A 25,269-nucleotide genomic window follows, 5' to 3' on the forward strand; every position below is an offset into this window, starting at 1 on the left:
ATGCGTGCAGCGATGACATCAGGTCATCAGTCAGACTGCGAAGAGAAGCGTGACCCGGATGAGTGACAATGGCCCATGAAAAAAGGAAAACGAGCTTGACCCAAACACCCAATTAGAGAAGCCTGCCGCTGAACAGAAAAAGGCCGGGGAAGATCCCGGCCTTTCCTGATAAAGCGCGGCTCTGGCGAGCAGGGCTTATTAGTCTTACTGCAGGTTCAGCGCGACAAAGCGCGGCTCGCCATTGCGGCGCACCAAGAGCAACAGAGACTTGCGACCAGCCTCTTCCGCTTCAGAGATCCGGGCCTCAAGCGCGCTGATCGATGCCACCTTTTGCTGGCCTGCCTCGGTGATCACATCACCTCCGCGCAGGCCCTTTTCCCAGGCTTCAGAGGCTTCGTTCACTGAAAGAATGATCAGCCCATCGATATCCGCCGAAAGGTTCAGTTCGTTGCGCATCTTGTCGGTCAGAACACCGATCGACAGCCCGAGCAGCTCTTTCTCGGTCACATCCGGATCAGCCCCATCATCATCTGAATCGCCAGACTGGCGCTCTGCATCTTCACGGCGGCCAAGGGTCACCTTCAGGGTTTCGGTCTTGCCTTCCCGGTAGACAACCACGCGGACCGTTTTGCCCACTTCGGTGTTGCCGACCGTGCGCACCAGGCTGCGGGTATCTGCCACTTCGGTCCCATCAAAGCTGAGGATCACATCCCCGGCCAGCAGGCCTGCCTCCTTCGAGGGGCCCTCTGGAACATCAGTGATCAGTGCACCCTTGGCAGTGTCCAGCCCCATGGCTTCGGCCACATCGGTATCGACATCCTGGATCCGTACGCCCAACCAGCCACGGCGGGTTTCCCCGAATTCTTTCAGTTGCTCCACCACCTTGCTGACCACATTAGAGGCCATCGAAAAGCCAATCCCGATAGAACCACCATTGGGAGAGAGGATTGCGGTGTTCACACCGACCACATTGCCATCCATATTGAACAACGGTCCGCCCGAGTTGCCCCGGTTAATCGCCGCATCGGTCTGGATGTAGTCATCATAGGACCCAGATAATTCACGATTGCGCGCAGATACGATCCCGGCCGAAAGCGAAAACCCCTGCCCCAGCGGATTGCCCATGGCCACCACCCAGTCGCCGACGCGGGCAGTATCGCTGTCGCCAAAGGTGACAAATTTCAAGGGCGCCGGAGCCTCTACCTTGAGCAAGGCAATATCGGTGTTTGGATCCGTGCCGATCACCTTGGCGGGCAAGAGTTTCCTGGGCTGGCCATCACCAGGGAAGAACTCGATCTCGATCTCATCGGCATCTGCGATCACGTGGTTATTGGTGACGATATAGCCATCTTCAGAAATCACAAACCCCGACCCAAGGGCCGAAGAGCGTTGCGGGCGGTTGCCATTGTCGCCGCCGTTGCGGTCCTGGAACTCACGGAAGAAATCTTCAAAAGGTGATCCTTCTGGCACAATGCCCTGGGGGCCAGTCCGCCCTTCGATCACAGTGGTTGTGGTGATGTTCACCACCGCCGGGCTGACTTTATCGGCCAGCGGAGCCAAGCTTTCGGGCCGGGCCTGTGCGGTGAGCACCTGCATCAGGACCATCACTAGGCTGACACCAGCCAGCCACAGCATCCGCCACATTGTGGCCTGTCCGTTTTGTTCTTTTGAAACTGCAATCGCCTGAGGCTGCACGAAGCTACTCCTTGTCATCACCATTCCTGTTTTTGCCATCATCTTGCCTTTCCCACAGAACCGGGTCTGCAAACTCTGTCAAAGCCGCTGCCATTGGCCTAACGCCCGCCCGCCTTGCTTTGCAAACTATCCTTCTTGGGGGGTTACATAGATCCTATAGTACTACGCTCTCAATGTAGGGGGAGTTTTTCCAATCGCAACACCTGGCCGGGCCGTTCAAGTCGTTGTGAAATGCCGCAGAGTCAAACGCCGCCCCTGAAAATACTGGTAAAACACAGCTGGCGAGTTTCACAGTGACGAAATCCAGCAGGCAACATCCCGCTTGAAACATTAAACCGTCCAACGCCCCTACCCTCTAACCCCTTCAAATCTCCCTCTCTCTGGCAGTCTTAGCATCCTTCTAGCCGATATCAGGCGTCGAAAACAAAGAAGGAAAATAATGCATTAAAAGTAGAACCCTCGATCATGCGCCCTCGCTCATTTCCAAAGCGCAAAGCAAAAGGGGCCAACCCGCAGGTCAGCCCCTTGATGATCTCCGCCTCTTCAGGCCAGAGGTCTACTCAGATGTGGCGGTGCCATGCGAAGATTTCAGATAGCTGAAAAATTCGGAATCCGGCGACAGTACCAGGGAAGAGTTTTCCCCTTTCAGCGCCCCTTCATAGGCATTCAGACTACGGTAGAATTCAAAGAATTCCGGGTCGCGGCCATAGGCATCGGCAAAGATGGCGTTGCGTTCCGCATCGGCTTCACCGCGGATCACCTCGGCTTCGCGCTCTGCATCGGAAACCAGCTCAACCTCGGTCCGGTCAGCGAGAGCACGCACACGTTGCGCGGCCTCGTCACCACGGGCGATTTCATCGGCGGCTTCGCGCTCCCGTTCCGCCCGCATCCGCGAGAAGGTGGCTTCCAGGTTGGCCTGCGGCAGATCGGTACGTTTCAGGCGCACGTCAATGACCTCAAGCCCAAAGCCTTCGGCCTCGGTGATGGCACCATTGCGGATCCGCAGCATCAGGGCCGCCCGGTCCGATGACAGAATGTCATTGGAGCTGACAGAACCCAGGACCTCGCGGGTTTGGGCCCGCATGATCTTGTCCAGACGCGATTCAGCACCGCTAACCCCGACAGCACCAACCGCTTCGCGGAATTGTTTAACGTCAACAATCCGATAACGGGCAAAGGCATCGACCACCAGGCGCCGGTCATCCAGCGGCGTGACTTCCAGCGGGCCAACCTCAATACTGAGAATCCTGTCATCATAGGTGACGACCTCGTCGATCAGCGGCACCTTGAATGCAAGACCGGGGTCTTCTTTCACGGCAACCACCCGGCCAAAGCGAAGCACCAGGGCTTTTTCACGCTCGTCCACGATGAAAATCGAAGACAGCATCCCCACCACGGCCAACACCAGAATAGGGAGAAGGAAAGTTGTCTTGTTCATCATTTATCTCCCGTGCGGCGCAATTCATTGAGCGGCAGATAGGGCACGACACCCTGGCCACCTTCGCCAGTGGATTGATCAAGAATGATCTTGTCCACATTGCCAAGGACCCGCTCCATGGTTTCCAGATAGAGACGCTTGCGCGTGACCTCTGGCGCCTTTTGGTATTCGGTCAGAACCGCCGAGAAACGACTTGCCTCACCCTGGGCCTCGTTTACCACGCGGGCGCGGTAGCCTTCGGCCTCTTCCAGGGTCTGGGCAGATTGCCCGCGTGCCGCCGCAAGTTTGCGGTTGGCATAGGCATCGGCCTGTTTCTCAAGCCGGTCACGTTCCTGGCCCGCAGACTGCACTTCGCGGAAGGCATCTTTCACCGGCTCTGGTGGATCGGCACCGTCAAAGTTGACCCGAACCACATTGACGCCACTGTCATAGCTGTCCAGCGTTGTTTGGATCAGCTCATCCAGACGGGTGGTGATCGCACCGCGATCCCGGTTCAGAATCGGCGCCAATTCCGATTGCGCGATGATTTCACGCATCGCAGATTCCGAGACCGCCTGAATGGTAGCCTTTGGATCGCGCAGGTTGAACAGGTACAAGGCCGGATCACTGATGTTCCAGACCACCTGGAAATCAACATCAATGATGTTTTCATCGCCAGTCAGCATCAGCCCGGCATCGCTGCCGCGTGAACCCGCGCCGATGTTTTCAGTCTGCTCCACCAGCACCGGAATCACCTCATAGGTGACCAGCGGCCAAGGGGCAAAGTTCAGACCCGGCGTGCCGGTATCCATATATTCCCCCAGAAACAGCTCGACCGAGCGCTCTTCGGTTTTGACCGAATAGAAGCTGGCCATACCCCAGAGCACTACGCCGGCAATGGCGGCAATGCCGATAGTGCCCTTGGTAAACAGGGGGCCGCCGCCGCCGCCAGGGCCACGGCCGCCACCCTGACCAGAACCACCACGACCGCCCATCAGGACGCGCAGCTGTTCTTGGCCCTTTTTGACCAACTCGTCGATTTCGGGGATCTGTGGGTCTTCGGGGCGCCGACCTCCGCCGCCCCCTTTATTGCCACCAGAGTTGTTTCCGCTGCCATTGCCGCTGTTGTTGCCGCCCTGATTGCCTCCGCCACCAGAAGAGCCTCCGCCCCCCCAGGGGCCACCGCTATTGCCCGCCATCTGTCTCCTATCCCTTTTCTGCCGCTGTCTGCGGCATGTTCGTCAAATTTATGGTCTTGTCTTGTGATTTCAAGTCGTTCGGCTTGGTTGTTTCAGTGTTACCAATTCTTCGGACATGGTGGGGTGAACTGCAACCGTGCGATCAAAATCTTCCTTGGTTGCCCCCATTTTTACCGCAATCCCGGCCAGCTGGATCATTTCACCAGCGCCCGGCGCCACGATGTGGCAGCCCAAAACCCGCCGGTTTGCCTTGCTGACGATCAGCTTCATCAGAACCTTTTGCGCCCGCCCAGCAAAGCTTTGCTGCATGGGTTTGAAGCTGGCCGAATAAATCTCGACCGGTTCCTGCGCCGCCGCCTCTTCTTCGCTAAGCCCAACCGTGCCCATTTCCGGCTGGGTGAAAATCGCCGTGGGGATCAGATCGTGATCGGGGCTGGTGGGATTGCCTTTGAACACAGTTTCAACAAAGGCCATGCCTTCGCGAATTGCAACTGGCGTCAGATTGGCCCGATCGGTGACATCGCCAATGGCAAAAATCGAAGGCACGCCCGTTTGGCTGTACTGATCTACCAGGATTTCACCCTTTTTACCACGCGCAACGCCCAGTGACTCAAGCCCGAGGTTGTCGGCATTGGGGTGCCGACCGGTGGCATACATCACCTTGTCAAACAGGTGCTCACGCCCCTTGGTATCGGTGACGCAGATCTTGTCGCCATCTTTGACCATCGAAACCACATTGGTTTCCAACTGTAAATCAACGCCGTTCTCGACCATACCCTCGGCCACGACCGCGCGTGCCTCTTCGTCAAAACCGCGCAGAATCTGGGTGCCGCGATAGAACTGTGTGGTTTTCACCCCCAGCCCATTCATAATGCCGGCAAATTCCGAGGCGATATAGCCGCCGCCAACAATCAGGATTGTCTCGGGCAGGGTATCCAGATGGAACATCTCGTTCGAGGTGATCGCCAGGTCTGCTCCGGGGAAGTCAGGCACGCTGGGCCAGCCACCAGTCGCGATCAGAATGTGCTTGGCGGTCTTTTGGCTGCCATCGGCCAGGGCCACCGTATGGGCATCCACCAGGGTGGCGCGGGAATCATAGCTGGTTACGCCGCTGTTTTTCAGCAGGTTGCGATAGATCCCTTCCAGCCGGTCCAGCTCGGCGTGCAGTTTACCCTTGAAGGCATCCCAGTCAAAGGCACCGCCGGTAATATCCCAGCCATAGGCCTGGGCATCCCCCACCATGGCAGAATACTCACTGGCAAAGACCATCAGCTTTTTGGGCACACAGCCGCGAATAACGCAGGTGCCGCCATAGCGGTCTTCCTCGGCGAGGGCGACCTTGGCACCTTCCGCTGCGGCCACCCGCGCAGCCCGCACGCCGCCGGAACCGCCGCCAATTACAAAAAGATCGTAGTCGAAGCTCATTCTAATTTTGCCTTTCAGTCGGAGAGATCGGAAAACAGATTGTCGGTTTCGACAAAATCCAGTTTTTCCCGCTCTACGGTGCCCTCATTGATATCACGCAGTTCCACGTTGCCATCGCCGTATCCGATAATGACGGTGTCACAGATATCTATAAACAGGCCATTTTCAACCACTCCGGGGACTTGGTTCAACACCAGGGCCAACTGGCGGGCATTGCCAATCCGGTTCAGGTGCAGATCCAGAATATAGTTGCCTTCATCGGTGACAAAGGCCCGATCCCCGTGCATCCGCAGGCTGGCAGAACGCCCAAGAACATCCATGGAAACAAGGGTATCCTCGATCAGGGCATGGCTGGTCTGCCAGCCAAAGGGGACGACCTCTACCGGCAAGGCAAAGGCACCGAGGTTTTCCACCTCTTTGCCCGCATCCGCGATCACCACCATTTGATCAGAGGCGGTAGCAACGATCTTTTCCTGCAACAGGGCCCCGCCGCCGCCTTTGATCAGGTTCAGATCGCTGTCAAACTCATCGGCGCCATCAATCGTCAGGTCCAGCCATTTTGCCTCATCCAGCGAGGTAACAGCGATGCCGACCTCGCGCGCCAGATCAGCCGTGCGGGTCGAGGTTGGCACTGCGGTGAACCGCAGCCCCTCTTCGCGCACCATCTCGCCAAGGCAGCGCACCAGCCAGGCGGCAGTGGATCCGGTTCCCAAACCAACCCGCATGCCCGGCTCGACCAAGCTCGCCGCGCGTTTGGCGGCGACAAATTTGGCCCTGTCAATGGGGGACAGTTCTCCGGTCATGGTGCTGACTCCGTGATTGGCGTTTGCTTGCTTATAAGCAAAGCCCCCGGCAAGCGCGAGCAGCAATTACCCCGCCGCGGACCATGCCCCCCCAGGGTGCGCCCCGATACCGCGCCGACTGCGCCTGGGCGGGCCCAGGTGGGCCTCTGTCGCAAAAAGGCGGGTTTCCGATTGGAAACGCCGGAAACGGGCGCTATTTGCCGCAGTACGCCCCGTACAACGACCCTATGATGCACAGCTACCGCCTTCACTATGCCCCTGACAACGCCTCGCTGGTGATCCGCCTGGTGCTGGAAGAGCTTGGCCAGCCCTATGAGACCTGCCTGGTGGACCGCCGCGCCCGGGCGCAGCACAGTAGCGCCTATCGCAGCCTTAACCCCAACGGGTTGATTCCCGTATTGGAAACGCCGCAGGGGGCGATCTTTGAAACCGCCGCCATTCTGCTCTGGCTGGCTGATCGGCATCAGCAGCTGGCACCATTGCACGGCAGCCCAGAGCGGGCTGCATTCTTGAAGTGGCTATTTTTTGCCTCCAACACGTTGCATGCAGATCTGCGGATTTCGTTCTATCCCGACATCTACATTGGTCCCGACCCAAGCGATCAGGCGGTGTTGCGCCGCCGCATGCAGTCTCGGCTTATGGTGCATCTGGGGCATCTGGATGCCCTGGCCAGCCATGCCCCATCCTGGCTGGGGGCTGAACAGCCCTCGGTGCTGGATTATTATCTTGCGGCGATGATGCGCTGGATGGCGCTTTATCCTGCCAAGAGTGATCTGAGCTGGTACCAGCTGGAACACTACCCGCATCTGCACCGTATGCTGACAGGGCTGGAAAACCGCCCAGCCACTCATGCGGCCCAAACCGCCGAGGGTCTGGGGCCTGCGCCCTTTACCCAGCCCCACCCTGCAATTCCCCCAGAAGGATCAGCCACCTGATGTTCCTCTCCGTTTTTGAAATGTTCAAAGTGGGCATTGGCCCCTCCTCCTCGCATACCATGGGTCCGATGGTCGCCGCCGCACGGTTCCTTGACATGATGCGCGCCTCGCCCTTCGAATTTCACGGGCTGCGCGCCTCGCTGCATGGCTCTCTCGCCTTTACCGGAGTGGGCCATGCCACCGACCGCGCTACCATTCTGGGGCTGGGCGGCTTTGTGCCCGACACCTATGATGACGAAAAGGCCGAGGCCTTTCTGGCAGAGCTGACCAAGACCCACAAAATGCAGCCCGAGGGGCTGCCTGTGCTGCATTTTGACCCCAAGGCCGATATGCTTTTTGACTATGATCACGCCCTTGAAGGCCATGCCAATGGCATGATCCTGATGGCGACTGATGCCCAGGGCGATGTCATCCTGCGGCAGGTGTTTTATTCCATCGGCGGCGGCTTTGTCGTTACTGAAGAAGAACTGGCCCAGGGCAAGGACACCGACGAGGGCGACCCGGTTCCCTTCCCGTTCAAATCCGCCAATGAAATGCTGGCCATGGCCAAATCCAGCGGCAAGTCGATCGCGCAGATGAAGCGAGCCAATGAAGTGGCCCGTGGTTGCCCGGAAAGCCTGTCCAAAGGCACCGCACGGATCTGGCAGGTGATGAACGACTGCATCAATCGCGGGCTTGAGCGCGAAGGCATCCTGCCCGGCGGTCTGTTTGTGCGCCGCCGCGCCAAGGGCATCCATGATAGCCTGCTGGCGGAACGCGGCATGAACCAGAGCCCGCCCCATACCATCAACGACTGGATGAGCGTTTATGCAATGGCGGTGAACGAGGAAAACGCCGCCGGCGGTCAGGTTGTCACCGCGCCCACCAATGGTGCCGCCGGCACCCTGCCTGCGGTGATCCGCTACTATCTCGATCATGTGCCCGGGGCGTCAGAATCGCATGTGGAGGATTTCCTGCTGACCGCCGCCGCCATTGCCGGGTTGGTCAAATTCAATGCCTCTATCTCTGGTGCCGAAGCTGGTTGCCAGGCCGAGGTTGGCTCTGCTGCGGCGATGTCGGCCGCTGGCCTCTGCGCGGTCATGGGCGGCACGCCCGAACAGGTGGAAAACGCCGCAGAAATCGCGCTGGAGCACCACCTTGGTATGACCTGCGATCCGGTCAAGGGCCTGGTGCAGGTCCCCTGCATCGAGCGCAACGGGCTGGCAGCGATCAAGGCTGTCTCTGCCGCCTCGCTGGCGCTGCGCGGCGACGGTCAGCATTTTGTGCCGCTGGATGCCTGTATCGAAACCATGCGCCAGACCGGGGCAGATATGCACGAAAAGTACAAAGAGACCTCGCTTGGCGGCCTGGCGGTGAATGTGCCCAATTGCTAATTGGGGTGTGGCGCCAGTTCAAAGGCAACCTCAGCTTGCACCTTTCTACTGCCGCGCCTAGCGTGGCGCCATGACACAAGACACCACCCAGGATCGCCCCCTGCTTGGCATCGCCCTGATGTTGGGCTTTTGCCTGCTTATCCCGCTTGGCGATGCAATTGCCAAACTGCTGTCCCATCGGGTGCCGGTGGGACAGATCGTCTTTGTGCGCTTTGTCGCCCAGGCGCTGATCCTGCTGCCCCTATCGCTGCTGCTGCGGCAATCGCTGCGCATCCCCCGCGCGGTGCTGCCACAGGTGGTGCTGCGCACCCTGTTGCAGATGGCTGGGATCACCGCCATGTTCAACGCCCTGCGCTATTTGCCGCTGGCCGATGCGGTGGCAATTGCCTTTGTCATGCCCTTTATCATGCTGCTGTTGGGCAAATATGTACTGGGCGAAGAGGTTGGCTATCGCCGTCTGGCCGCCTGCGTGGTTGGCTTTATCGGCACGCTCTTGGTGATCCAGCCCAGCTTTGCGGTGGTTGGGGCAAATGCGCTGTGGCCGCTGGCGGTGGCCGTAATCTTTGCCCTGTTCATGCTGGTCACCCGCCGCATCGCCAAGGACACCGCCCCGATCCCGCTACAGGCGATGTCCGGTGTGATTGCAGCAGGGCTGATGCTGCCGCTATTCTGGCTGGGCCAGAGCTGGAACATCGCCAGCCTGAGCCCCACCCTGCCCGACCAGGACAGCTGGACCCTGCTGGCGCTGGCCGGCGGGTTTGGCACCGCAGCACATCTGATGATGACCTGGAGCCTGCGCTACGCGCCTGCCGCAACCCTCGCCTCGATGCAGTATCTGGAAATTCCCATCGCCACCCTGGTCGGCTGGCTGATCTTCAACGAGCTGCCCAACAGCCTGGCCAGCCTCGGGATTGCGCTGACTGTCGCAGCGGGGCTTTATGCAATCCTGCGCGAACACCACAGCCTTCGGCAGCAGGCTGCGCAACACGCGCAGCAAGAGGCAATGCTGGCCGCCGCAACAGGCACCAGCCTGCCTCCTGCACCGCTGACCACCACAGAGGTACCTACCCCTGCGGAACCGCCAAAAGAGCCTGCATGACCGCCGCGAGATGATGCCGTGGCACCAGCGCCAGCAGCCCAGGCCCATCCACCCGGATGTCCACCGGACCAAGGGCGCGGTTAGAGGTGCCTATCTGCCCGCCCGGCTGCATCGTCAGCCCATCCAGCTTCCACTCCAACCCGGTTGAGCGCGCCTGCACCCGGCGCAACGGAAACACGGAAACCGTCTCTCCGGCTAACAGCGGCAGGGAAATACGCGGCGGCAGGTGAAAGATCACCTCCTGCGCGCCAAGCACAATACAGGGTGGCCCCTGTTTCTGCACCAGTGTGTTCAGCACCGCCAGTTGATGATCAACCCGCCCGCCCAGAAAGCCCACCGCCAGAACCAAAGGCGCATGGATCGCCCGCAGCGCCTTGTCAAAATCGGTGCTGTCTTGCTCGACCTCATGGAACCGGCGCTCTGGCGGGATCTGCGCAAGCATATCCTCTGCAATCGAATCAAAATCTCCGATAATTGCGCTTGGCAGATGTCCCCGCGCCAAGGCATGGGCCGCGCCACCATCCGCCGCGACCAGACAAGAGGCCAGCGAAAGCGCCAGATCGAGGTCCGCCTCGCCCAGTTCGCCACCGCCAATCAAGGTCACAGGGGTGTTTTGTTCTACAATCAGCTTATTCATGCCGAGATTACTGGCAGAATTGGAAACCAGCCACAATCTAAACACAAAATGATACGATGAATTGCACGGATTTGAGCATAATTTGACGAGCTAGCCCATATAGTAAATTGCAATTACTTTGGCGAGGACGCGCGAACCGATGGTACAAAACAACAAAGTTCTCACGGTTTCCTACGGAACCTTTTCTTGTACGCTGGAAGGCTTTGAAGATTCCTTTGACACCATGAAGGCCATCGCCGAGTACTTTCGCGATCTCGCCTCGGATGACCGGTATTTTGGTGCCGAACCGCCGCAGCCTGATGCGGATATGCTGGCCCGGATTGCCCAGCGCGAAGTTGCCCGCCAGGTTGAAGCCCGTACCAGCAGCACTGGTATTCACCTGCGCACCTCTGCTCCGGTGCCCACCGCCCCCTTGGTCGCGCAAGCTGCACAGGTACAGGCACAAGAGCCAGAAACCGCAGAGCCGCAACAGCCCCCGGTACAAGAGGTGACGCAGCCCGCCGAGGCAGACGAACTTGATCTCAGCAGTGTTGATCTGTTTGAAGCAGCTGCCAATCCTGCGGAAGACGCGCCTGAGGCCGTGACACAACAGGATATGGCAAAAGCCGCACCAGAGGCCGCCGCCGCAGAGGAAGCAGAGGCCCCAGAGCCCGCAGCCGAAGCACCAGTCGAGCCCCAGGCCCAGCCAGAACATGAGCCTGAGATCCCAGTCGCGCCACAGGCAGAACAACTGGCAGAGGACCTGGCAGAGCAAGAGGCCGCCCCCGAGCCGGATATTACCCCTGCGGCCTCGGTTGATATGGCCACCATTGCCGCCATTTCAGCCGCCGTATCCGCCGAGCCCGCCGCAACAGCGCCTGTTGAAGACCTTGCACAAGACATGGGCAACGACAAAGCCACCGCAAGCGACACCGCAGAAGAGCCCGCGCCCGCTGCTGACAGCATTGCCGCCAAACTGCAGCGTATTCGCGCTGTCGTGGCCAAATCGTCCGATAGCCAGCCCGCCGCAGACGAGTTCTCCGAGGACGAGCACGCCGAAACCTTTCTCGACACTGTCCACGCCGAATTGGCACAGACCGATGACGCAGAGAGCGCTGACCTTATCTCAGATGAGGGCGAGGACGAGGCAGAGGGCGATGAAATTTCCCGCATTCTGGATCGGCTTGACCTGACCGGAAGCCTCGCAGCCGCTGCACCAGCCGACCACACCGACAAACCCGAAGTCGAGACCGTGGCGGACGTGAAATCCGCTGTGCAGGAACAGCCCGCCGAAACACAGCAGGACGACGCAACGCCAGAGGCCCAGGCCGAAAGCCTTCGCCGCCCCAAACGGGGGATTCGTCTTAACCTGCGTCAGCAGCAACACCTAGAGCAGACAGAAGCGGAAGCAGCTGAAACGGGGCAGCCAGAGCCAGCCTCCACTGACAGCCCGGCGCCCCAGACTGAGGCCGCCGCAGAGCCTATCCCGACCCCATCCCCAGCGCCGACCACAGATGCCAGCAAGCCCCAGCGGCGGGCGCGCATCGTCAAGGTAAAGCGCGCAGAACTGGAAACGGCCATGGCCGCGGGTAATCTGGAAGAGATCACAGAGGAAGACGACGCAGACAATCAGGCCGTAAGCGCCGAGAGTCAGGTCAACAGCTCGCTAGACCCGGAAGAAGAAGCCGACCTGATGCGAGAGCTGGCAGAGGTCGAAGCCGATCTTCTGGCCAGCAGCCAAACCAGCGCCGAAGCTGCGGCCCCGCAGCCCCGCGAGACGCCCGCGCAAGAGGAACCGGCTGAACAGGCCAACCACGTCGAAGTCACAGAGCTACGCCCCAGCAACACCCCGTCACCAGACAGCGATGTCTCTCGTCTGATGGCCGCCGCCGAAAGCAAGTTGGGCGATCCCGACAATGCAACCTCGCGCGAGACCTATAGCCACCTGCGCGCCGCTGTTGCCGTCTCCGAGGCAGATCGCTCGGCCGGGGACAACAGCGCCCAGGCGGATGAGGCCGAACCTTACCGCGCCGACCTGGCCAATGTGGTACGCCCCCGCCGCCCCGAAACCAACGCGGCCAGAACGCCGCGCGCCCGCAGCAAAGGCAGCCGTCCGGCCCCTTTGAAGCTGGTAGCCGAACAGCGCATTGACCCGGTTGCCAAAGGCCCGGTTGATCCCGTACGCCCGCGCCGGATTTCTGCCCCCAAGGAAGAACCACTTCCAGTGCAGGCTGCTGCCTTTGGCAGCTTTGCCGACTATGTGCAGGAACGCGGTGCAGCCGAACTGCACGAGCTGCTGGAGGCTGCCGCCGCTTATCTCAGTTTTGTGGAAGGGCGTGATTACTTCTCGCGGCCCCAGTTGATGAACAAGGTGCGCAGCGTCGGCCATGCCGATTTCAACCGTGAAAATGGGCTGCGCTTCTTTGGCCAGATGCTGCGTGAGGGTAAAATTCAACGCGCCGCCACCAACGGTCAATTCTCGGTCACAGACGATATCGGGTTCCGCCCTGCCAAACGTGCAGCGGGCTAAGAGCAAAACGGCAGCGCCGACTGCGAAACCCAACCGCCACATGGCAAGAAGGCCCGACCAGAGTTTCCTCTGGTCGGGCCTTTCTCTTTTCGGCTTTGGCGCATTTGGCATCGGGCAGGCCCGGTTCAACGGGCCGGATGCCACAGATTGCTGACCTGCCTACTGGTCTGTCTCCTCTGGGTCTTCCTTGCCAACACCGCGAAAGACAAACTTGAACGGCAAGACCCAAAGCACCCCCAGCACCGCATAGATAAGCAGCTCCAACAGGATCGGTGGGCGCTCAAACAGGCTGACTACATTGACGGCTGCAATGATATAAAGCGGCATGCCAATCAACAGGATCACCAGCGCCCAACGGCGGCGCGCCTTGTAGCTGAGACCGGGTTTATCCGCCATCAGTCAGCAAAGGGGTCGGTCACCAGAATGGTGTCGTCCCGTTCCGGGCTGGTGGAGAGCAGTGCCACAGGGCATTCGATCAGCTCTTCGACGCGTTTCACATATTTGATGGCATTGGCAGGCAGGTCATTCCAGCTGCGCGCGCCCTCGGTCGACTCGGACCAGCCGGGCATTTCCTCATAGATCGGGGTGCAGCGGGCCTGTTGATCGGCAGCAGTGGGCAGATAGTCGAGCCGGGTGCCGTCCAGATCATAGCCCACGCAGATCTTCAGGGTTTCAAACCCGTCCAGCACGTCCAGCTTGGTAAGGGAAATACCGGTAATCCCAGAGGTGGCGCAGGTCTGGCGCACCAGACAGGCATCAAACCAACCGCAGCGGCGCTGACGGCCCGTGGTGGTGCCAAACTCATGGCCGCGTTCGCCCAGGCGCTGCCCATCGGCATCCGGTGCGCCATCGGCGCCCAGCAGTTCCGTTGGGAAGGGGCCTTCGCCGACACGAGTGGTATAGGCTTTGACGATGCCCAGCACATAATCGATGGAACCGGGGCCAATGCCCACACCGGTTGCGGCTTGCCCTGCGATCACATTGGACGAGGTCACAAAGGGATAGGTGCCAAAATCAATGTCCAGCAGCGCGCCCTGGGCACCTTCAAACAGGATCCGTTTGCCGGCTTTGCGCTTTTCATTCAGCACTTTCCACACAGGGGCGGCAAATTTCAGGATCTCAGGAGCAACCTCACGCAGCTGGGCAATCAGCGCGTCGCGATCAACCGGCTCAAAACCCAGACCCTTGCGCAGCGGATCATGGTGCTGCAGCGCCCGATCAACGCGGGCTTCCAAGGTGGCGTCATCGGCCAGATCGGCAACCCGGATGGCACGACGGCCAACCTTGTCTTCATAGGCGGGGCCGATGCCGCGACCGGTGGTGCCGATCTTGGTACCCTTGGAGGCCGCCTCTTCGCGGGCGCGGTCCAGCTCACCGTGGATTGGCAGAATCAGCGGTGTGTTCTCTGCGATCATCAGGGTCTCGGGGTTGATATCAACGCCCTGCGCCTGCACGGTTTCGATCTCTTTCAGCAGGTGCCATGGGTCCAGAACCACACCATTGCCGATCACGCTCAGCTTGCCACCACGGACAACGCCCGAGGGCAGCGCGTGCAGCTTGTAGACTTTGCTGTCAATGACCAGCGTATGGCCGGCATTGTGACCGCCCTGAAAACGCGCAATCACATCGGCACGTTCGCTGAGCCAGTCAACGATCTTGCCTTTTCCTTCATCACCCCATTGGGCGCCGACTACCACGACATTGGCCATCTCAGGTCCTTTGTATGCTGGTTTAAATGTATGCTGGTGGAAACCAGAGCCCCGTATAGCGATGCCGCGCCCGCGTGGAAACCACTAAAACGCCGCAGCCCACATAGTAATGGCTCGCAGGCTGCAGCTCAGCGCGCCAACTGCACCGGATCGCCATGCGGAGTATTCAGATAGGCCTCTTCCCAGTCACGGCGCACCAGCGCCACCTCTTGCGGGCTGGCACTACCCTGGGCGGCCAGAATCGCCTCCAGGGTTTGCAGCCAGGCATTGAAGTAATCCGCACCGCCATCCAGATTGCGCGACAGACCATTGCGGCGCAGCGTAGCAGAAAACGCCTCTACCCAATCCGCCCAGCTGAACCGCCCGGCTTCGTTCAGGGAAACGGTCAGCGCAAAAACTTGGGCATGCCAGGGTTCCAGAAAGGCGGGTTCGGGGGCGCTGTGGCCGATACAGTCACTCATGCCCCGGCCTCCTCTGGATCCGATTGCAGATAGCTTTGCCACAGGTCTAGCACGACCTCGTCATTCGGATGTTCCGGATGCGGCCAGAGTTCAGCGGCCTTAAAGGCAACCGCATAAAGCGGCTCTGGCGCCTCTCCCAATCCATGGGCGTTGCTGTCGGGCAGTACATGGGCGCCGTGCTGCAACAAGATTTCGCCGCAGGCCCCAATCGCATAGTCGGGCAGACGGGTGTGGCCGCCATCCACCAGCGCGTTGCCACCGGGGTGGCGGGTCTTTACCCGGTCGCCAGGGCGATAGGCGGCGGCAATATCACTGTCGCGATTGGCAGGGCCACCCTTGGCCAGAACCGCGGCAACAGCTTCCGCCTTGAGCGCCTTGGAAGCCAGCACATGCAGCCCCTCCCCCCCCTGCCCCTGCAGGTCTTCTCGGGTCAGGACACCGTTTTCGACCAGCAGATCTGCCAGCGCCGAGATCCATTTCTCGTAGTAGGAAAACCGGGTGTAATCCTTGGGGGACAGCCGCTCGCGGGCATGGCGCGACACATCAATGTTCCACTTACCCAAAGAACCGCAGGCCAGGGTCACCGCCAGAGCGCGGGCGTGCCAGTCATTTTCAAAGACAGGCGCCCCCACCGGATCGGGCACCACAGGGCCATCGCCGATTCGCCCCCCCATGTCATGCAGCCTGCTCATACCGACGCCTCGCTGCTGCTTTGGGGCGGCGAGGCCAGCGCCGTGCCGATCATGGAATCACGCGACACCAGCGCCGCAAGCGCGTCCTCGTCGAAACCTTCGCTGTCATCGGGTCGCATGGGCAGCACCAGATAGCGGACTTCCGCTGTCGAGTCCCAAACCCGCACGGCGGTATCGGCAGGCAGTGTCACGCCAAAATCGGCCAGAACCCTGCGGGGTTCACGCACGGCACGGGCGCGGTAGGCATCAGATTTATACCAGCCGGGTGGAATTCCAAGCAGTGGCCATGGGTAACAACTGCACAGGGTACAGACGACCATATTGTGCTGGGCGGGGGTGTTTTCCACCACCACCATGTGCTCCCCCTGACGACCGTAATAGCCCAGATCGGCCAAGACCGGATCGGCATCGGCCAGCAGCGCCGCCTTGAAAGCAGGATCACTCCAGGCCTTGGCGACGACGCGGGCGCCGTTTTGCGGCCCGATCTTGTTTTGATAGGTATCAATGATTTCATCCAACGCAGCCGGTTCAATCAGCCCCTTGCGTGTCAGAATCGTTTCCAGCGCCTTTACCCGCAAGGCGGGGTCAGACGGTAAAAGAGCGTGCGGGTGGTCAGAATGATCATGTGGCATAGGCCGACAATGCCCCAGCCTTGCAGCCCGCGTCCAGCCACTTTTTCCAGCTCCCCGTACGGCTTGGCCGACAAACTAGACAATAATTTGACTGTTGCTTCAGCCGTTGAAGCCCTGGTCCCCGGCGCCTGGCCTGCCGCTCAGTGACAACAAAGCAAACTGAGCCCTTGCCCCTGTCGCCATTCTTGCCTATCAACCGCCCGATAGTTTAGCCAACAGCCGCAGGAACCTATGGAAAACGTTGTTCTCATCATCCATCTTCTTTTGGCTCTTGGCCTGATTGCCGTGGTGCTTTTGCAGCGCTCTGAAGGCGGCGGCCTTGGTATGGGCGGTGGCGGAGGTGGCGGTGCCATGTCTGGTCGTTCAGCCGCAACCGCGCTGAGCAAAGTCACCTGGATCCTGGCCGTAGCCTTTATTGCGACCTCAATCACCCTCACCATTTTGGCCGCGCAGAAATCTGCTGGTGCTTCGGTTGCCGATGGCATCCAGACACAAAACGCAGAGGATGGTGAAGCCGCAGAGGCGCCGAGCGCGCCACTGGGTAGCGATCTGCTGCCACCGGCCGAAGGCGACAATGCGCCGCTGGTTCCCAGCGCCGACTAAGCAACACGATACTAAATCTACAAGACCTAGAATTCTGGCCGGGAACCGTAACAGCATCTTGCGGTTCCCTTGCGCATTCTGCGCGAATCCTATACATGTATAGCCCCGTGGTGCAGCGGTTTTCTCATAACCGTCGGGCAGCTATATTCTGACTTCTCACGGGGGCAGCCGACACTCATGGCGCGTTTCATCTTTATCACTGGCGGTGTTGTTTCATCACTGGGCAAGGGTCTGGCATCCGCCGCTCTTGGTGCTCTTTTGCAAGCGCGTGGCTATTCAGTCCGCCTGCGCAAGCTGGATCCCTATCTGAACGTTGACCCCGGCACTATGAGCCCCTTTGAACACGGGGAGGTCTTTGTAACCGACGATGGTGCCGAGACCGATCTGGACCTTGGCCACTATGAGCGGTTCACCGGCGTGCCTGCACGCAAGACCGACTCGATTTCTTCCGGCCGCGTCTACACCAATGTGCTAGAAAAAGAACGGCGCGGCGATTACCTGGGCAAGACCATTCAGGTGATTCCCCATGTGACAAATGAGATCAAAGACTTCATCTCGATTGGCGAAGACGAGGTTGATTTCATGCTCTGTGAAATCGGCGGTACCGTAGGCGATATCGAAGGGCTGCCCTTCTTTGAAGCCATCCGCCAGTTCAGCCAGGACAAGCCGCGCGGCCAGTGCCTGTTCATGCACCTCACCCTGCTGCCCTACATCAAGGCAAGCGGCGAGCTGAAGACCAAGCCGACCCAGCACTCTGTCAAGGAACTGCGCTCAATTGGTCTGGCACCCGATATCCTGGTCTGCCGGTCTGAAGGCCCGATCCCCAAGAAAGAGCGCGAAAAGCTGGCGCTGTTCTGCAATGTACGTCCCGATTCGGTGATTGCGGCGCAGGATCTGAAATCCATCTACGAGGCCCCGCTCGCCTATCACCGTGAAGGTATGGATCAGGCGGTTCTGGATGCCTTTGGCATCTCGCCCGCGCCCAAGCCCAACCTGTCGCGCTGGGAAGATGTGGCCGACCGGATCTACAACCCCGAAGGCGAAGTCCGCGTTGCCATCGTTGGCAAATACACCCAGCTGGAAGACGCCTATAAATCCATCGCCGAGGCGCTGACCCATGGCGGCATGTCCAACCGGGTGAAGGTCAAAATCGAATGGGTCGATGCCGAACTCTTCGACCGCGAAGATGCTACGCCATATCTGCAGGGCTTCCATGCTATTCTGGTGCCTGGCGGCTTTGGCGAACGTGGCACCGAAGGCAAGATCAAGGCGGCCCAGTATGCCCGTGAACACAAGGTCCCCTACCTTGGCATCTGCCTCGGCATGCAGATGGCGGTGATCGAGGCCGCCCGCAATGTCGCAGGCATCAGCGAGGCCGGCTCTGAAGAATTTGACCATGAATCCGGTGAAAAGCGCTTTGAACCCGTAGTCTACCACCTGAAAGAATGGGTGCAGGGCAATCACCGGGTCCAGCGCAAAGCGGATGACGACAAGGGCGGCACCATGCGCTTGGGTGCCTATGATGCCACCCTCAGCGAAGGCTCAAATGTCGCCAATGTCTATGGCAGCAGCCATATCGAAGAGCGCCACCGCCACCGCTATGAGGTGGACATCAAATACAAAGAAAAACTAGAGGCCTGCGGTCTGAAATTTTCCGGCATGTCGCCCGATGGCCGCCTGCCGGAGATCGTGGAGTGGAGCGACCATCCCTGGTTTATCGGCGTTCAGTTTCACCCCGAGCTGAAATCCAAACCCTTTGCACCGCATCCCCTGTTTGACGGCTTCGTGCGCGCAGCCAAAGAGGCCTCGCGCCTGGTCTGATCCAGCCCCAGATTTCTGAAATCTATCTTATGCGGGTCCCCAGTCTGGGGGCCCGTTTCTTGTGCAGAGCCAGACAATACGCCAAGCAGTGCTGCGATGGGCAGAAAACCCCGCTCCGTTAGCGCAAGCGGCAACAGCACAACTTGTTTCCTGTGACAGGCGCGCTATAGACAGGGCCAGATATAGAAACGTTTTTTCGCGGAGAGACAGGATCATGGCGCAAGAGATTCACCAGGAACAGTTTGACCGTATCGCCAATGGCGCCGGCTTTATTGCCGCACTGGATCAATCCGGCGGCTCCACTCCAAAGGCGCTTGCCCTTTATGGTGTGACAGAAGACGCCTATGCCAATGACGACGAAATGTTTGGCGAAATCCAGAAGATGCGTGCCCGTATCATCTGCGCGCCGGATTTCAGCTCTGGCAAGATCCTGGGCGCGATCCTGTTTGAAAAGACCATGGATAATGCCATCGACGGGATCCCCGTCCCGACATATCTGTGGGAAAAATGCGGCGTTGTGCCCTTTCTCAAGGTCGACAAGGGCCTGGCAGATGAAGCGGACGGTGTACAGCTGATGAAGCCAATGCCCGAGCTGGACGCGCTGCTGTCGCGCGCCGCTGACAAGGGCATCTTTGGTACAAAAATGCGTTCGGTGGTGAAAGAGGCAAACCCCCTGGGCATCAAGAATGTTGTCGCGCAGCAGTTTGAAGTTGGCAAACAGATCGCAGCGGCAGGGCTGGTACCGATCATCGAACCAGAGGTCGACATCAACTCCCCCACCAAGGGCGAAGCCGAGATTTTCCTCAAGGCGGAAATCAAGGATCAACTGGACGCCCTTCCCGAAGGCACCAAGGTTTCGCTGAAACTGACCATCCCAAATGAGGCTGGTATTTATGATTCGCTGGCAGATCACCCCGCCGTGGTGCGCGTTGTCGCCCTGTCCGGTGGCTACAGCACCGATGACGCCTGCGCCCGACTGGCCCAGAACAAAAAGATGATCGCCTCTTTCAGCCGCGCCCTGACCGAGGGCCTGAATGTAGCCATGTCCGATGACGAGTATAATCAGGCTCTTGGCTCCAACATCGACAAAATCTATCAGGCTTCGCTGTAATAGCCAGGCGTACTGAACCGTTGTGAAAAGGCCGTCCCAGTGGGCGGCCTTTTACCATGCCGGGCCACGACCACAGGATCAATCGACGCAGGCCAGCACCGCCTGTGGGACGCCCTGCCTGCAAACGCAAAAAAGGGACGGTGCCAGCTCACCGGCACCGCCCCTGCTTCTGCAACCCCGTCTCCGGGTGAGAAGTCTTAACAGTCTGGGAGGGACGACTGCACCCTCGATATAGGCTACGGCCTATCTATTTAAAGACCGGAGGGCGTTTTTGCATCTGGGCTGCGATCACTTCCATTTGCTCGGGCTTGCCAATCAACTGCACCTGTTCGGCGCTTTCGCGCAGCAGGACTTCGGCTTGCGAGGCCCCGGATTCGGCATAATCGATCATCCGCTTGGCCGCGCGCATGGCATTTGGCCCCTTGCTGGCGATGTCTTGCGCCATTGCCCGGGCCGCCGTCAGAGGGTCATCACAGACCGACGTCACCAGCCCCCAGGTTTCAGCCTGGGCGGCGGTGATCGGGCTGGCCGTATAGGTCAGCTGGCGCAACACATCCGAGCGCAGCAACTTTGGCAGGAGCACCATACCGCCCATATCGGGAATAAGGCCCCACTTCATCTCCATCACAGCCAGTTTGGTATCGGGGGCGGCAATGCGGATATCGGCGCCCAGCGCCAATTGCAGGCCACCGCCATAGGTTGCCCCCTGCAGCGCCGCGATCACCGGGATTTCCAGTCGGTGCCAGATCATGGCAACCTCTTGCATTTCATTGGCATCGTGGTGGCTGCGCTCCATCAGCCAGACCTCGGGGGTGCTGTTGCCCATCGCCATAAAGCTCATGAGATCCAGCCCGGCGCAAAAGCTCTTGCCCGCGCCGGACAGCACCACCACGCGCGCATCAGAGGCGGCAACCTCGGCTCCCGCCGCCAGGATCCCCTTGACCATGGCATCGTCCAGGGCGTTCATCTTGTCGCCGCGCGTCAAAGTGACATGGGCGATATGGTCTTTGATTTCTAGGTTAACCCGCGTCATTACGGCCCCTCCCCTGCGTTATCTCTGTTGCTGCGGCAAAAGGTGCCCTGCTGACGCGACGCATACCAGCATAACGCCGGGGCACGGCGCAAAGCCCCCAGCGTAACCGATATTTTCAACAGTGGCCCAACGCTGACTCTGCTTACTGCATTGGCGGCAAATCGCGCGCCGCGCCACGGCCAAAGCCCGGCCCATCCAGGGACATGACATAAAACTGATCCCCCGCCACCAGGGCGCTGGTGGTAACCCCCAGCAGGCCGTCGGGATCCTGCAGATTGCGCAGAATGTTTCCCTCTTCGTCGAATTGGATCACCATGCCCCGATGCACCGGTGCCGGGCGCACCTTTGGCCCCAGACGCCAGATCACACTGCGTAAAAACGGATAGGGCATCAGCACCTCCGAGGGCAGGCGCGGGCTGGCAAAGGCCAGCCAGAAGGTACCATCGCCTTGGGCCTCTAGATTGTCGGGGTAGCCGGGCAGATTGCCCAGAAACAGCTCTTGCTCGCCTGCCTTGTCGCCTGTCAGCCACAATTTATGCACCTGCGCCCGCCCGGTTTCATTGATCAGCAGGAAATCCTCGGCCTGCGACAGGGCGATGCCATTGGTATAGACAAAGCCGCTGGCGATTTTTTCGACCGTCCCATCCGGCAGGCGCCGCGCCACATAGCCGCTGTCGCTCTGCTCCCAGACGGTCATCACCGAGGTAGGCTTGGTACCACCCAGAGTTTCGGGATCAAAACGATCCGACGAGTTGGAAAAATAGATCGTCCCATCGCGCGCAATATCCAGCTGGTTGGCATAGATCAGCGGCGCGCCTTCAACCTCGCTCACCAGGGTTTCCAGCTGTCCCGGTCCACTCCAGCGCAAGATACCTCGAAAACTGTCCGCGATATACAGCGCCCCATCCGGCCCCGCCTTCAGGCCCAGGGGACGGCCGCCCAGATCTTCGATCTTTTCCGGGGTGGCACCATCAATACGGTACAGCCCCCCTGCCAGATCGGTGGTATAGATCTTGCCATCCGGCATCACCGCCAGATCCTCGGGGCCGATTGCTCCATCGGGCAGCAGCACCAGTTCCAGCCCGGCCAGGGCATCGTTGGCTTCAAACTCGCCGGTAAAGCCCGGCGCTTTCAGCGGGCGATAGGCCTCTGGCGTCAGCGGGACCGGCCAAAAAGACAGATAACCCAAGGCCACACAGAGCAACAGCAACAGAATTCGCTTCATTCCAAATCTCCCAAGGTTTTGCGCAGTCTGCTCTGAGTTGCGACATCAGGCAAGCCTTGCCGCGGGCTGATATTCTGGGCTATCAGCTGGGCATGAAAACGCCACGCTACACCCCGCTTGCCCTGTCCCTGCCCTCGACCGTGCCTTTTGTTGGTCCCGAAACCCAAGAGCGCGCACGTGGCAAGCCCTTTGCCGCCCGTTTGGGAGCCAATGAAAACATCTTTGGCCCCTCGCCGCTGGCGATTGAGGCCATGCAGCGCGCCGCAGAAGAGATCTGGAAATATGGCGATGCGCAAAGCCATGATCTGGTCCAGGCCCTGGCGGCGCATCATGGCATCCCGGCGCAAAACATCCTGGTCGGAGAAGGCATTGACGGCTTGCTGGGCTATCTGGTGCGGCTGCTGATTGGCCCTGGCGACACGGTGGTGACATCACAAGGGGCCTATCCAACCTTCAATTACCATGTGGCTGGGTTTGGCGGCACGCTGCATATGGTGCCCTACAAGAACGATCACGAGGATCTGCAGGCGCTGTTTTCCAAAGCTGCGGAAGTGGCGGCAAAGCTGGTGTATCTTGCCAATCCCGACAACCCGATGGGCAGCCATCACAGCGGCGCCGACATCGTTGCCGCGCTGAAAGACCTGCCCGAGGGCTGCCTGCTGCTGCTGGACGAGGCCTATGTCGAATGCGCCCCCGAAGGCACCGCCGCGCCGGTGGACATCACTGACCCCCGTGTCATCCGCATGCGCACCTTCTCCAAGGCCTATGGCATGGCCGGCGCGCGGGTTGGCTATGCCCTTGCGCAGGCGGATCTGATCCTGGCCTTCAATAAGGTGCGCAATCATTTTGGCATGAACCGCACAGCCCAGGCCGGTGCTCTGGCGGCTCTTCTGGATCAGGACTGGCTATCGCATGTGCAACAGGAAATCGCCGCAGCACGCAGTCACATTACTGATATCGCATCAGAAAACGGGCTGACCGCCCTGCCCTCGGCAACCAATTTTGTCGCCGTTGACTGCGGCGGCGACGGTGTCTTTGCCAAGGCCGTGCTTGACGCGCTGCTTGCCCAGGATGTCTTTGTGCGGATGCCATTTGCTGCGCCACAAGACCGCTGTATCCGTGTCAGCTGCGGCCCCGAAGAGGAGCTCGCTCTTTTTGCAGCAGCGCTGCCCATTGCCCTGGCCACGGCGCAGGCGCAGGTGGCTGCATCAACCTAAGGATCGCAATAAAACACATGTGGTGCCGATGCGCTGTGGTGTTTTTACCTGGCTTTCATTCTCTACGCGCTACCCTCCCTGGCAGAGATGACCAAGGAGGATCCCGCATGCGCTCTGACAAAGGCAACAATCCCCCGCATGGGGTGCGGCAGCAGCCGGAGGCCTCGCTTGATCTGTTTGCCAACGCGCTGTCGTTTATTGGCCTCAATCTGATCTGGCTCTTCTTTGCCGTCTGGATGCTGTTTGGCATGGTGCCGGTGCTGTTCTTCGCCCTGCTGCTGAACCACATGATCAACCGGCTGGAAGATCGCATCGCGCAGGAACAGTCCTAGCCCCTCACAAGGCCTGTCCCTGCAAGGGGCGCGGATCAAACAGGTCGTGCCAGGACCGCAGCGGCGGCGGCAAGTGCGCCCTGCCCATGCGGAATGTCCAGCGCCTTGAGCCCGGTTTCGATGCCGCCCAAAAGCCCCATGATCATGTGACCATTCACATGCCCCATGTGGCCCAGACGGAAATGGCCGTGCCACTCGGCGCTGCCCGCAGGTGCCAGCCCCAGCCCGATGCCAAGCGTCAGGCCAAGGTTCTGTTCCAACCACTGCCGCAGGCTGCTGGCACTGGGCGCGGGCAGATGCAGCGCCGTCACCGCATGCGAGCGCAGCCCCCGGTCAGCCACATTCAGCCGCAGCCCCTGCATAGGGTCGTCGATCGCCCCCCAGCATTCGCAGGCGGCCCAGATGGCTTCGGCCAGACGGGCATGGCGGGCCCAGACCCGTTCCAGGCCTTCCTGCTGAACAAGATCCAGTGCCGCGCGCAAACCATAAAGATGGTGCGTCGGCGCGGTGCCGCCAAAATACTGATAGAATTCAGCCGGGTTGGCGCGCGGCGTCCAGTCCCAATACCGGCTGACACGCGGCAGCTTTGCCCGCGCTGCTGCCGCCTTGTCATTGAAGAAGACAAAGCTCATCCCAGCTGGCGTCATCACCCCCTTTTGGCAGGCCGACACCATGACATCGACGCCCCAGGCATCCATTTCGAACCGATCACAGCCCAACGAAGCAATGCAATCAACCATCAATAGCGCCGGATGCTGCGCCGCGTCCATTACCGCGCGCAGGGCAGCTACGTCATTGCGGATCGAACTAGACGTATCAACGTGAACACCCAAAACTGCCTTGATCTGATGACCCGGATCGGCGCGCAGACGCTCTGCCACCTGTTCAAGATCCCAGGGGGCGGCGGTGCCAAAATCCAGGATCTCGATTTCGATCCCCAGGGCCTCGGCCATTTCCGACCAGCCAATAGCGAACCGACCGGAGGCCGGCACCAGAACCTTGTCACCCGGTTGCAGGGTATTGGTCAGCGCCGCTTCCCAGGCACCATGGCCGTTGGCAATGTAGATCGCGACAAAATGCTCTGTCCGTGCCAACGCCTTCAGATCGGGGATCAGACTATCGGTCAGGCTCAGCAATTCTCCGGCATAGATATTGGGCGAGGGCCGATGCATCGCCTGCAGTACCGCATCCGGGATGACAGAGGGACCAGGAATGGCCAGATAGGGCCGACCGGCTGATAGATTTGTTGTGGTGCTCATCTGCACTCCCTCGCAGGGGCCGGGGATGCCACGACGCGGCCCCAGCCAGATTGTTGCTGGCGCAACCCTAGCCTGCGCCCGG

23 protein-coding genes are annotated in these 25,269 nt (G+C 60.0%); 9 read left to right on the top strand and 14 right to left on the bottom strand.

The features are described from left to right. Positions 1–204 precede the first annotated feature (204 nt). The 5 genes from LRK71_RS16630 to rpiA all read right to left on the bottom strand — a co-directional run bounded on the left by LRK71_RS16630 (position 205) and on the right by rpiA (position 6,539). Positions 205–1,644: a Do family serine endopeptidase gene (locus LRK71_RS16630; protein ID WP_408636020.1), complete on the bottom strand. Its 1,440-nt coding sequence runs from the start codon at positions 1,642–1,644 to the stop codon at positions 205–207. Positions 1,645–2,251: 607 nt separating this feature from the next. Further along, positions 2,252–3,133, bottom strand: coding sequence for a protease modulator HflC (gene hflC, locus LRK71_RS16635; protein ID WP_232405062.1), 882 nt, complete (start codon positions 3,131–3,133; stop codon positions 2,252–2,254). After that, the gene (hflK, locus tag LRK71_RS16640) at positions 3,133–4,311 is read right to left on the bottom strand and encodes an FtsH protease activity modulator HflK (RefSeq protein WP_232405063.1); all 1,179 of its coding nucleotides are present in this window, start codon (positions 4,309–4,311) and stop codon (positions 3,133–3,135) included. The genes hflC and hflK overlap by 1 nt, the downstream gene beginning before the upstream one ends. 69 nt (positions 4,312–4,380) lie before the next feature. After that, entirely contained in the window at positions 4,381–5,736 is a 1,356-nt protein-coding gene (gene gor / locus LRK71_RS16645) for a glutathione-disulfide reductase (protein ID WP_232405064.1), read from the bottom strand. Between the two features lie 14 nt (positions 5,737–5,750). After that, positions 5,751–6,539, bottom strand: coding sequence for a ribose-5-phosphate isomerase RpiA (gene rpiA, locus LRK71_RS16650; RefSeq protein ID WP_232405065.1), 789 nt, complete (start codon positions 6,537–6,539; stop codon positions 5,751–5,753). Between the two features lie 227 nt (positions 6,540–6,766). Here rpiA and LRK71_RS16655 point away from each other — a divergent pair, with 227 nt between their 5' ends. From LRK71_RS16655 to LRK71_RS16665, 3 genes are all read left to right on the top strand, one after another. Beyond that, the gene (locus LRK71_RS16655) at positions 6,767–7,474 is read left to right on the top strand and encodes a glutathione S-transferase family protein (RefSeq protein WP_232405066.1); all 708 of its coding nucleotides are present in this window, start codon (positions 6,767–6,769) and stop codon (positions 7,472–7,474) included. Then, positions 7,474–8,847, top strand: a complete 1,374-nt coding sequence (locus LRK71_RS16660) for an L-serine ammonia-lyase (RefSeq protein ID WP_232405067.1) — start codon at positions 7,474–7,476, stop codon at positions 8,845–8,847. Before LRK71_RS16655 ends, LRK71_RS16660 begins: the two co-directional genes overlap by 1 nt. Before the next feature lie 70 nt (positions 8,848–8,917). Further along, on the top strand, positions 8,918–9,946 hold the full coding sequence (locus tag LRK71_RS16665; RefSeq protein WP_232405068.1) for a DMT family transporter: 1,029 nt from the start codon (positions 8,918–8,920) through the stop codon (positions 9,944–9,946). Here LRK71_RS16665 and LRK71_RS16670 read toward each other — a convergent pair. Continuing rightward, positions 9,912–10,583: a thiamine diphosphokinase gene (locus tag LRK71_RS16670; RefSeq protein WP_232405069.1), complete on the bottom strand. Its 672-nt coding sequence runs from the start codon at positions 10,581–10,583 to the stop codon at positions 9,912–9,914. The two genes, LRK71_RS16665 and LRK71_RS16670, sit on opposite strands and share 35 nt — an antisense overlap. Before the next feature lie 139 nt (positions 10,584–10,722). On the opposite strand from LRK71_RS16670, the gene LRK71_RS16675 reads away from it, so the two are divergent. Then, complete coding sequence (locus LRK71_RS16675; protein ID WP_232405070.1) at positions 10,723–13,092, top strand: chemotaxis protein CheA; 2,370 nt, start codon at positions 10,723–10,725, stop codon at positions 13,090–13,092. 159 nt (positions 13,093–13,251) lie between these two features. On the opposite strand, the gene LRK71_RS16680 is transcribed toward LRK71_RS16675, so the two are convergent. The 5 genes from LRK71_RS16680 to nthA all read right to left on the bottom strand — a co-directional run bounded on the left by LRK71_RS16680 (position 13,252) and on the right by nthA (position 16,586). Continuing rightward, on the bottom strand, positions 13,252–13,488 hold the full coding sequence (locus LRK71_RS16680; RefSeq protein WP_232405071.1) for a DUF2842 domain-containing protein: 237 nt from the start codon (positions 13,486–13,488) through the stop codon (positions 13,252–13,254). Next, complete coding sequence (locus tag LRK71_RS16685; protein WP_232405072.1) at positions 13,488–14,801, bottom strand: adenylosuccinate synthase; 1,314 nt, start codon at positions 14,799–14,801, stop codon at positions 13,488–13,490. The genes LRK71_RS16680 and LRK71_RS16685 overlap by 1 nt, the downstream gene beginning before the upstream one ends. A 128-nt stretch (positions 14,802–14,929) precedes the next feature. Next, on the bottom strand, positions 14,930–15,262 hold the full coding sequence (locus LRK71_RS16690) for a nitrile hydratase accessory protein (RefSeq protein ID WP_232405073.1): 333 nt from the start codon (positions 15,260–15,262) through the stop codon (positions 14,930–14,932). Next, positions 15,259–15,954, bottom strand: coding sequence for a nitrile hydratase subunit beta (nthB, locus tag LRK71_RS16695; protein ID WP_232405074.1), 696 nt, complete (start codon positions 15,952–15,954; stop codon positions 15,259–15,261). Before nthB ends, LRK71_RS16690 begins: the two co-directional genes overlap by 4 nt. Then, positions 15,951–16,586 carry a nitrile hydratase subunit alpha gene (gene nthA, locus LRK71_RS16700; RefSeq protein WP_232405075.1) on the bottom strand — a complete coding sequence of 212 codons (636 nt, stop codon included), beginning with the start codon at positions 16,584–16,586 and terminating at the stop codon, positions 15,951–15,953. Before nthA ends, nthB begins: the two co-directional genes overlap by 4 nt. A 231-nt stretch (positions 16,587–16,817) precedes the next feature. Between nthA and secG the strand changes: the two genes are divergently transcribed. The 3 genes from secG (at position 16,818) to LRK71_RS16715 (ending at position 20,121) form a co-directional block, all read left to right on the top strand. Beyond that, positions 16,818–17,189, top strand: a complete 372-nt coding sequence (secG, locus tag LRK71_RS16705) for a preprotein translocase subunit SecG (RefSeq protein WP_232405076.1) — start codon at positions 16,818–16,820, stop codon at positions 17,187–17,189. A gap of 177 nt (positions 17,190–17,366) precedes the next feature. Then, complete coding sequence (gene pyrG, locus LRK71_RS16710) at positions 17,367–19,010, top strand: CTP synthase (protein ID WP_232405077.1); 1,644 nt, start codon at positions 17,367–17,369, stop codon at positions 19,008–19,010. A 214-nt stretch (positions 19,011–19,224) separates the two neighbouring features. After that, entirely contained in the window at positions 19,225–20,121 is an 897-nt protein-coding gene (locus tag LRK71_RS16715; protein ID WP_232405078.1) for a fructose bisphosphate aldolase, read from the top strand. Between the two features lie 247 nt (positions 20,122–20,368). Here the strand turns inward: LRK71_RS16715 and LRK71_RS16720 are convergent, their stop codons facing one another. Continuing rightward, positions 20,369–21,154, bottom strand: a complete 786-nt coding sequence (locus LRK71_RS16720; protein ID WP_232405079.1) for a crotonase/enoyl-CoA hydratase family protein — start codon at positions 21,152–21,154, stop codon at positions 20,369–20,371. Between the two features lie 142 nt (positions 21,155–21,296). Next, positions 21,297–22,379: an SMP-30/gluconolactonase/LRE family protein gene (locus LRK71_RS16725; protein WP_232405080.1), complete on the bottom strand. Its 1,083-nt coding sequence runs from the start codon at positions 22,377–22,379 to the stop codon at positions 21,297–21,299. A 92-nt stretch (positions 22,380–22,471) separates the two neighbouring features. On the opposite strand from LRK71_RS16725, the gene LRK71_RS16730 reads away from it, so the two are divergent. Next, positions 22,472–23,596: a pyridoxal phosphate-dependent aminotransferase gene (locus LRK71_RS16730; RefSeq protein WP_232405081.1), complete on the top strand. Its 1,125-nt coding sequence runs from the start codon at positions 22,472–22,474 to the stop codon at positions 23,594–23,596. Positions 23,597–23,703: 107 nt separating this feature from the next. After that, the gene (locus LRK71_RS16735; protein ID WP_232405082.1) at positions 23,704–23,928 is read left to right on the top strand and encodes a histidinol phosphate aminotransferase; all 225 of its coding nucleotides are present in this window, start codon (positions 23,704–23,706) and stop codon (positions 23,926–23,928) included. A gap of 35 nt (positions 23,929–23,963) precedes the next feature. Here LRK71_RS16735 and LRK71_RS16740 read toward each other — a convergent pair whose 3' ends face one another. Further along, a complete protein-coding gene (locus LRK71_RS16740; protein WP_232405083.1) occupies positions 23,964–25,187 on the bottom strand; it encodes a pyridoxal-phosphate-dependent aminotransferase family protein in 1,224 nt (407 codons plus the stop codon). Positions 25,188–25,269 lie beyond the last annotated feature (82 nt).

Origin of the sequence: Pseudophaeobacter flagellatus (genome assembly GCF_021228235.1) — a bacterium.
Lineage (GTDB): Bacteria > Pseudomonadota > Alphaproteobacteria > Rhodobacterales > Rhodobacteraceae > Pseudophaeobacter > Pseudophaeobacter flagellatus.